Origin of the sequence: Pseudonocardia sp. McavD-2-B, assembly GCF_024124365.1 — a bacterium.
In the GTDB taxonomy this organism is placed as follows: domain Bacteria; phylum Actinomycetota; class Actinomycetes; order Mycobacteriales; family Pseudonocardiaceae; genus Pseudonocardia; species Pseudonocardia alni.
On sequence record NZ_JAMXSG010000269.1, the window covers coordinates 1 to 8,124 of the forward strand.

The following is an 8,124-nucleotide window of genomic DNA, read 5'->3' on the forward strand; positions in this document are numbered from 1 at the left end:
GGCCAGCGCGTCGGCGAGCGCGGCGGCGAACCCGGCGGGGTCGCGGGCGAACCGTGCCGCGTCGCCGAACACCTCGCGCAGCACCGGCAGGTCCCGGGTCACCAGCGGGACCCCGGCGGCCAGCGCCTCCATCGCGGCCAGGCCGAAGCCCTCCTTGGCCGACGGGAACGCGAACGCCGCCGCACCCGCCATCAGGCCGGGCAGCGCGTCGTCGTCGACGGGGCCGAGGATGTCCGGGACGACGCCCAGCTCGTCGGCCCGGGCGAGCACCCGGGCGCGGTAGTCGCGGTAGTCGAACAGCGTCTCGCCGCCGCCGATCACCAGGCGTGCACCGGGCCGGAGCAGCGCCATCGCCTCGACCAGGTCGGCGGTGCCCTTGCGCGGCTCGATCCCGCCGACCGAGAGCACGTAGCGGCCGAACCGGGCCCGCCACGGCGCGCCGGCGCCGGCGTCGGCGGCCCGGGTGAACCGGGCGGCGTCGACGCCGTTGCCGATCACCGTCGCCTCCCGGCCCCAGCCGGCGCGCACCTCCGCGGCGACGGCGCGGGAGACGCACACCAGCGCGGCCGGGTGCACCAGCGCGCGTTCGTGGCAGGCGGCCAGCTCGGGGGTGCTGAACTCGTCGAGGTGGTGCACGGTGCGCAGCAGCGAGCCGTAGCCGTGCGCGCGGCCCTCGGCGTTGGCGGACAGACAGTCCTGGGCGTGCCGGACGTCGACCGCGGGGGCGTCGGCCAGCCCGGCGGCCAGCAGGTCGATCGAGCGGAGGATGCGGGCACCGACCGTCTCGCCGTCGATCTCCGGAACCGGGACCAGATGCACCGCGACGCGGGGGTCGACGGCCCGGAAGAAGCCGGTGTCCCCGCCCCGGGCCAGGGAGAACACCGCGACCTCGTGCCCGGCGGCGGCGAGTGCCTCGGCCAGCGCGAGGGTGTGCACGACCCCGCCGCGCGGCTTGGTGGAGTAGGTGGACAGCCGTATCCGCACCGCTCAGCCCCGGTACAGGTCGGGTCGGCGTTCCTTGAGGTGGTGCAGCACCGCGCGGGCGGAGGCGATCATCTCGTCGGGCTCGACGTCGGTGACGGCGAGCCCGCCCTTGGACCACGTGCGGGCCAGGATGTCCCCGCCCGGCCCGACGACCTTGGCCCGGCCCAGGAAGTGCAGGGAGCCGTTGCGCCCGCTCTGGTTCGCCGAGATCAGCAGCACCTGGTTCTCGGCGGCGCGGGACTGGTCGTAGAGGTCGAACAGCCGGGCCTGGCGGTCCTGCGCCATCCGGGGCGCCCGGTTGGTCAGCGAGGTCGGCCACGCGGACAGGCAGGCCAGCAGCTGTGCGCCGTCGAGCGCGAGCGAGCGGGCCGACTCGGGGAAGGTCTTGTCGTGGTCGATGAGCATCCCCATCCGCCCGGCGGGGGTGTCGAACGCGGTGAACCCGTCCCCGGCGGCGAACAGCCCGGCGACACCCGCGGGCTGGTGCACCTTGCGGTGCCTGCCGAGCACACCGTCCCCGGTCAGGCAGACCGCGGAGTTCCACCGCACGCCCGGCTCGGGGCCGGCCTCGCAGAACCCGACGCACACCACCATCTCCCGGGCGAGCGCGGCGACCGCGCGCACCTCGGGGCCGTCCGGGTCGAGCTCGGGCGGCAGCACCGCGCCGTCGTCCGGGTCGGCGGGATCGGGGCTGCGCAGGTCGTGCACGTAGCCGCCGAGCGCGCCGTCGGGCAGCACCAGCACGCGCACGCCCCGCTCCCGGGCGTGCGCGACGATCACACCGATCCGCTCCAGGTCGAACGCGACGTCGCGGGTGAAGTTCGCGGCCGCCGCGGCGACGCGCACCTCACACCCCCGCGTGGACCGGGCCCGGCCCGTAGGCCGCCGGACGGCGGTCACGCAGGTGCCCCATCACGCGGCGGGCCGCGTCCACCTCCGCGTCCACGTCGACGGTCGCGACGGCGAGTCCGGCCTCGCTGCCGGTCGTCGCCAGCACCTCGCCCCCCGAGTCGACGATCTTGGCGCTCGCCACCAGCTGCATGTCGCCGAACGTACCGGCCTGGTTGGCCGAGACCCAGACGAACTGGTTCTCCAGTGCCCGGGAACGGTCGTGCAGGTCGAAGCGACGGGCCCACCGGTCCTCGGCGAGGACCGGGGCACGGTTGGTCCGCGACGCCGGCCACGCGGACAGGCACAGCACGGTCCGGGCGCCGTCGTCGGCCAGTGCACGGGCCGCCTCGGGGAACGCCTTGTCGTAGCAGATCATCATGCCGGTGCGGCCGTACGGCGTGTCGAACGCGGCGAACCGGTCACCCGCGGCGTAGCTGGAGTTCTCGTTGATCGGCTGGTGCACCTTGCGGTGGTGGCCGAGGATCCCGTCCCCGGTGACGGCGACACAGGAGTTGTAGGGCCGCCCGCCGGACGCGTCGTCCCCGGTCTCGCAGTACCCGGCCGCGACGACCATGTCCCCGGCCAGCGCGACCAGCCGCCGGATCTCCGGCCCGTCCGGGTCCAGCTGCGGCGGGCGGTCGGCGGGGGTGCCGGGCACGTCGTGCAGCGACGACAGGTACCCGCCCATCGCCGCCTCGGGCAGCGCGAGCACCTGCACCCCGGCCGCGCGGGCCCGGTCGATCGTGGCGGCGATCCGGGCGAAGTCCTCGTCGAGGTCGCGGACGAAGCCCTGCGCGGCGGCGCCGAACGTCGTGGGCGTCATCGAATCTCCTCGGGGTGGTGGGCGGGGGCGCCGGCGCGGCCCATGCCGGTGACACCCGCGGTGACGGCCTCGGTCTGCTCGCCGTCGGGCCAGCGCAGCCGGACCCCGGCACCGGGGACGAGCTCGCCGCACTCGGCGGAGACCGCGGGGCCCGCGTCGGGGGCGGGTGCGCCGGGGTCGTCCGCGGTGAGCAGGCCGAACCCGGGGAAGCAGGTGAACCAGTCGCCCGCGGTGGCGCCGTCCGGCCGGGGGACGGCGGCGACGTCGAGGACGGCGCCGACGCCGGAGGCCTCGGCGAGCATGCCGAGGGTGCCGGCGAGCCCGGCCATCGACACGTCCTTCGCCGCGGCGGGGCGGTGCGGTGCGTCCGGACCGATGGCGCCGACGGTCGCGGCCAGTTCGGCGCGGGTGCGCGAGGTCGTCGAGTCCCACTGGCGTCCGGTGTAGCCGGGACGCCAGCCGCCGCCGAGATCGGTGGTGAGCCGGACCCGGTGCCCGGCGCGGCCGCCACCGGCGGGGACGGGACGGTCGGTGCGTCCGAGCGCGGTCAGCGACAGCGCCGCGGGCACGTCGAGCTGGGTGTGCCCGCCGAGCAGCGGGACACCGTAGGCGTCGGCCGCAGCGCGTACCCCGCTCAGCACGCGGTGGGCGAACGAGGCGTCCCGGGCGCCGACGGCGTCGAGCAGCCCGACCGGGGCGGCACCCATCGCCGCGAGGTCGTTGACGTTGACCAGCACCCCGGCCCAGCCCGCCCACTCCGGGTCGCGCTCGACCATCGCCGGCACGATCGCGTCGCAGCAGGCCACGATGTCGGTGCCCGGGACGGGGGCGCCGTCGTCGCCGACGAACCCGGCCGGGCCGAGGCCACCGACCAGCGCACCCAGCGGTGCCTTGGTGGCGACGACGAGGTCCTGGACGCGGGTCACCGGCCACCGCATCGTGACGTGCGGGGCCCCGGCGACCTCGCAGTCGCGGGCCCGGGCCCAGCCGAGCCGGTCGAACAGGACCGCGCCCGCGGCCTGGACGTCGGCGTCGAAGCGCAGGACGCCGGCGGCCTCGGCGCGCGCGCAGGCGGCGCGGACCAGTGCCGCCCCGATGCGGACCCCGGTGCGGCGCCGCGCGGTGGGGGCGACGACCAGCCTGCTGCCGGTCCACCACCCGATGTCGGGGTGGGCCGCCCGGGCCGGGCCGAGGCGCACCCCGCCGAGCAGGGTCCCGTCGGCGTCGTGGGCGAGCAGGACGACGACGCGTGGGTCGGCGTCGTGGTCGTCGAGGTCGGCGGTGGGCCGGTCGGGGAACAGCCCCTGTTCGACGCAGAACACCGCGCGGCGCAGCGCACGGTACCCGGCGACGCCGGAGTCGCCCGCGTCGTCGGCGCGGGCCTCGCGGATCGTCACCGGCGGGGTGTCGGTGCCGGCGGCCGGGCGGCCGCCGAGCAGCTCGTCGGCGATCCAGCGGGGGGCGGGGGTGAGGTGACGGGGTGCCCCGCTCACGAAGCGGGGGCGGGGGTCGGTGGTGCTCACGGCTCAGCCCCCCGCCGCCGACAGCGCACTGCACGCCCCGCAGGCGGCGCAGCCCGCGGCCTGGTCGGCGCCGCGCATCCCGGCCTCCCGCAGCACCGCGGCGACCCGGGAGGTGACGTCGGCGAGCAGGTCCGGGTCGGGCGCGGGGACACCGTCGGCGAAGGCGAGGGTGCCGGGCAGCGGCCGGTAGGGGACGACGAAGGGGTACACCCCGGCCGCGACCAGCTCGGCGGCGCCGGCGACGAGTTCGTCGGGGTCCTCCCCGAGCCCCACGATGAGGTAGGTCGACACCGCGTTCGGGCCGAACACCCGCACCGCCTCGTCCCAGGCCGCCCGGTACTGGGACAGCCCGACGGTGGCCTTGCCGGGCATCCAGCGCCGGCGGACGTCGTCGTCGAGGGACTCGACGTGGATGCCGATCGCGTCGGCGCCCGCGGCGGCCAGCTCGGCGAGCACGCCGAGGTCGTCGGGGGCGGGCGGCTCGCACTGGACCTGGATCGGCAGCCCGGGTACCCGTTCGCGGATCGCGCGCACGCAGCGCAGCAGGTGCCGGGCACCGCGGTCACGTCCGTTGGAGGTGCCGGTGGTCAGCACCATCTGGCGCACCCCGTCCAGGCGGACCGCGGCCTCGGCGACCTCCGCGAGCTGGTCGGGTGTCTTGACCGCCGTGGTGGCGCCGGACTCCAGGGACTGCTCGATGGCGCAGAACCGGCAGCGGTCGGCCTCGCCGTAGCGCACGCAGGTCTGCACCACGGTGGAGGCGAGCACGTCGTCGCCGTGCAGGCGGGCGATCTTCTCGTAGGAGATGCCGTCGGCGGTGGTGAGGTCGTAGAAGGCCGGCCGGGCGACGGTGTCGACGGCGACACCCATGTCGGTCACGCCGCCGCCGGGCTCGCGGCGCAGCAGCCGCCCGTCCCGGAGCCGGTAGGGGGAGTCGGCGACGATCGGGACGGTGGTGGCCAGCCCGTCGACGAGCACGTGGCCGTCGGCGGACGGCCCGGCCCCGCCGGGGCGGCGCAGCGGGATGACCGACCCGAGGTCGGTCACGCCGGAGGGGCGCTCGGGCCCGGCGCCGGATGCGGTGTCGGGCCCGGTGTCGGGGTCGAGCCCCACGCCGCGGACGGCCAGCTCGGCTCGGGCCCGCAGACCGGGCTCGGTACGGGACGGTGCGGACATGCGGACGGACCTCCGGGGATGCGACGGGCCGGGTACGGCGGGGTGCGACCGGTGCACCCGGCCGCACCGAGATGCAGCCCACGGCTGCCGCGACGGACGCCGTGGCGCCCTGAGCTGCATCTCGGTGCGGATCCGGGACGCGGTGGCGTCCCGCCGTCGGTCAGAGCTGGTAGGTCGAGTTGATGATCGCGCCCTTGCGGGCGTAGTGGATGAGCGCGTCCTGGACGTCGAGCGGGTGCGTCGGGATGACGCCCTCGATCAGGTCCTCCTCGCGGGCACCGTGCAGCGACAGCCCGAAGCGGCAGCAGTAGACCTTGCCGCCCTCGCCGATGAAGGTCTTGAGCTGGTCGTTGATGTTGTGCTCGCCGGGGAACGCGGACGTGCCGGTCGTCGGGAAACCGCGGGTGGCCAGGCAGTTCAGCGAGCCCGGGCCGTAGAAGTACATGGCCGACTCGAAGCCCTTGCGCAGCGCACGGGTCGCCTGCAGCACGGCCACGAAGCTGACCGAGGACTCGTGGGCGATGCCGTGCACGAGGGTGAAGTAGGTCTCGCCGTTCTCGGCCTGCAGGTCCGGGAAGACCTTGGTGCCGCCGTAGATGCTCGAACCCTCGGGCAGCGAGGGGTGCGGGATCTCCTCGAGGCTCTTCTTCTCGACGTCGGACAGCTCGGCGCTGGTCATGGGGATGCTCCTCGTGGTGTGACGGATCCACGCCGGGATTAGGGGTGCGTGGGAGCGCCGGGGGAGGGACACTGCGAAGGAATCGGGCCCCACCGTTTCCGGCAGTCCCCACAACACCAGTGATCTGTTTCCGGAACGTTGAGAGCGGACTACGACGGCAATTCTTGATCAGCGCTTTGTGACCGTCGTGTTGCGTAACACGGGGCAATACTCCCGTCGTCCGAACGACACGATTCGGTAATACGACGGGTCGACCGTGGTGGCGTTCCCCGATCCCTCACGAGGAGGCCCCCATGACTGCGGTGATCCGGCGCGAGGACCGGCGCACCCCGCCGACCGAGCTCGACGGCGAGCACCGGACGGTGGTCGTCGTCGGCGGTGGACAGGCGGGGCTGTCGATGAGCCGCTGCCTGGACGTGCGCGGCATCGACCACCTGGTGCTCGAGCGCGACGTCGTCGCGTCGTCCTGGAAGCGGCACCGATGGGACACCTTCAGCCTGGTCACGCCGAACTGGCAGTGCGACCTGCCGGACTTCCCCTACGCCGGGCCGGACCCGCACGGGTTCATGGTCCGCGGCGAGATCGTCGACTACCTGGAGGCCTACCGGGCGTTCGTCGACCCGCCGCTGCTCGAGGGCGTCGCGGTGACCCGGCTGCACCGCGACGACCGGGGGACCTTCGTCGTGGAGACCTCCGCCGGGACGTGCACCGCCGACCAGGTCGTCGTCGCCACCGGCGGGTACCACACGCCGCTCACCCCGCCGCTGTCCGAGCCGCTGCCGGCCGGCATCACGCAGATCGGGTCCCAGGACTACCGCAACCCCGGCCAGCTACCGCCGGGGGAGGTGCTGGTGGTCGGGTCCGGGCAGTCCGGCGCCCAGATCGCCGAGGACCTGCACCTGGAGGGGCGCAGGGTGCACCTCGTCGTCGGGCACGCGCCGCGGGTGGCCCGCTTCTACCGGGGCCGTGACGTCACCGACTGGCTCGACGAGATGGGCTACTACCGGATGCCGGTGACCCGGCACCCGCGCCGCGAGGCCGTGCGCGCCCAGGCCAACCACTACGTCACCGGGCGCGACGGCGGTCGCGACATCGACCTGCGTCGCTTCGCCGCTGAGGGCATGCACCTCTACGGTGCGCTGACCGACCACGCGGGGGGCCGGCTCACCTTCGCCCCCGACCTGGAGTCCTCACTGGACCACGCCGACGAGGTCAGCGAGTCCATCAAGGACACCATCGACGGCTGGATCGCCGAGCAGGGTGTCGACGCGCCGGTCGAGGAGCGCTACACCCCGGTGTGGCGTCCGGAGCGCGAGGTCACCGAGCTGGCGCTCGACGGTTCCGGGATCACCTCCGTGGTGTGGTGCATCGGGTTCCGGCAGAACTTCTCCTGGATCGACCTGGGGGTGTTCACCGGCCGTGGCTCGCCGGTGCACAGCCGGGGCACGACGGCCGTCCCCGGGCTGTTCTTCCTGGGCCTGCCCTGGCAGTGGACCTGGGGGTCCGGGCGGTTCTCCGGGGTGGGCGCCGACGCGGCGTTCCTCGCCGAGCGGATCCGCTCGCAGCGCGGCCTGACCTCGACCGGCGGCCGCGGCGACGTCTGCAACGTCCTCGCCCTGGGGTCCTGAGTGGACGATCCCGTCGACCCGGCCGACCTCGGCGGCGCCTCCGGCTGGGGGCGGGTCACGGCGCCGGCCGACGTCGAGCCGGAACCGCCCTTCGGTGAGCCGTGGCAGGGCCGGGCCTTCGCGCTCACCGCGCTGACCATGGGTCGCATCTCCGGGCGCAACCTGGACGCGTTCCGGCACGCACTGTCCCGGTTGGACCGCACCCGCTACCTCGACGACGGCTACTACGGTCGCTGGCTGCACGCCGCCGAGCTGATGCTCGTCGACTCGGGCGTCCTGGCGCGCGGCGCGGTGGAGGCACGGGCCCGGCGCGGTCGCGGCGAGGACGTGCCCGAGCCGGTCGACCCACCGGTCGCGAAGCCCGACTACGCGCCCACCGCGCCCGGGTCGCTGCGGACCGTCGACGCCGCGCCGCGCTTC

General features: G+C 75.2%; 7 protein-coding genes and 1 pseudogene. 2 read left to right on the top strand and 6 right to left on the bottom strand.

Features of this window, described 5'->3' with window-relative positions:
• The 6 genes from NH602_RS25365 to NH602_RS25390 all read right to left on the bottom strand — a co-directional run.
• Positions 1–984: MSMEG_0565 family glycosyltransferase (locus tag NH602_RS25365; RefSeq protein WP_253069105.1), on the bottom strand; the 984-nt coding region annotated here is incomplete at its 3' end.
• Positions 985–987: 3 nt separating this feature from the next.
• Complete coding sequence (locus NH602_RS25370) at positions 988–1,830, bottom strand: carbon-nitrogen hydrolase family protein (protein ID WP_253069106.1); 843 nt, start codon at positions 1,828–1,830, stop codon at positions 988–990.
• Between the two features lies 1 nt (position 1,831).
• Positions 1,832–2,698 carry a carbon-nitrogen hydrolase family protein gene (locus tag NH602_RS25375; protein WP_253069107.1) on the bottom strand — a complete coding sequence of 289 codons (867 nt, stop codon included), beginning with the start codon at positions 2,696–2,698 and terminating at the stop codon, positions 1,832–1,834.
• Positions 2,695–4,221, bottom strand: a complete 1,527-nt coding sequence (locus NH602_RS25380) for an MSMEG_0567/sll0787 family protein (protein WP_253069108.1) — start codon at positions 4,219–4,221, stop codon at positions 2,695–2,697. The genes NH602_RS25375 and NH602_RS25380 overlap by 4 nt, the downstream gene beginning before the upstream one ends.
• Before the next feature lie 3 nt (positions 4,222–4,224).
• The gene (locus tag NH602_RS25385) at positions 4,225–5,397 is read right to left on the bottom strand and encodes an MSMEG_0568 family radical SAM protein (RefSeq protein WP_083658089.1); all 1,173 of its coding nucleotides are present in this window, start codon (positions 5,395–5,397) and stop codon (positions 4,225–4,227) included.
• 160 nt (positions 5,398–5,557) lie between these two features.
• Positions 5,558–6,076, bottom strand: coding sequence for an MSMEG_0572/Sll0783 family nitrogen starvation response protein (locus tag NH602_RS25390; RefSeq protein ID WP_062396325.1), 519 nt, complete (start codon positions 6,074–6,076; stop codon positions 5,558–5,560).
• Between the two features lie 293 nt (positions 6,077–6,369).
• Here NH602_RS25390 and NH602_RS25395 point away from each other — a divergent pair, with 293 nt between their 5' ends.
• Complete coding sequence (locus tag NH602_RS25395) at positions 6,370–7,704, top strand: MSMEG_0569 family flavin-dependent oxidoreductase (protein ID WP_179762290.1); 1,335 nt, start codon at positions 6,370–6,372, stop codon at positions 7,702–7,704.
• Positions 7,705–8,124, top strand: a pseudogene (locus NH602_RS25400) (SH3-like domain-containing protein); the annotation flags it as partial.

What these genes read in the sequence shown, in the direction of transcription:
- NH602_RS25375 (WP_253069107.1), bottom strand. Translation starts at nt 2,698, where the DNA reads ATGACGCCCACGACGTTCGGCGCCGCCGCGCAGGGCTTCGTCCGCGAC.
- NH602_RS25385 (WP_083658089.1), bottom strand. Translation starts at nt 5,397, where the DNA reads ATGTCCGCACCGTCCCGTACCGAGCCCGGTCTGCGGGCCCGAGCCGAG.
- NH602_RS25390 (WP_062396325.1), bottom strand. Translation starts at nt 6,076, where the DNA reads ATGACCAGCGCCGAGCTGTCCGACGTCGAGAAGAAGAGCCTCGAGGAG.
- NH602_RS25395 (WP_179762290.1), top strand. Translation starts at nt 6,370, where the DNA reads ATGACTGCGGTGATCCGGCGCGAGGACCGGCGCACCCCGCCGACCGAG.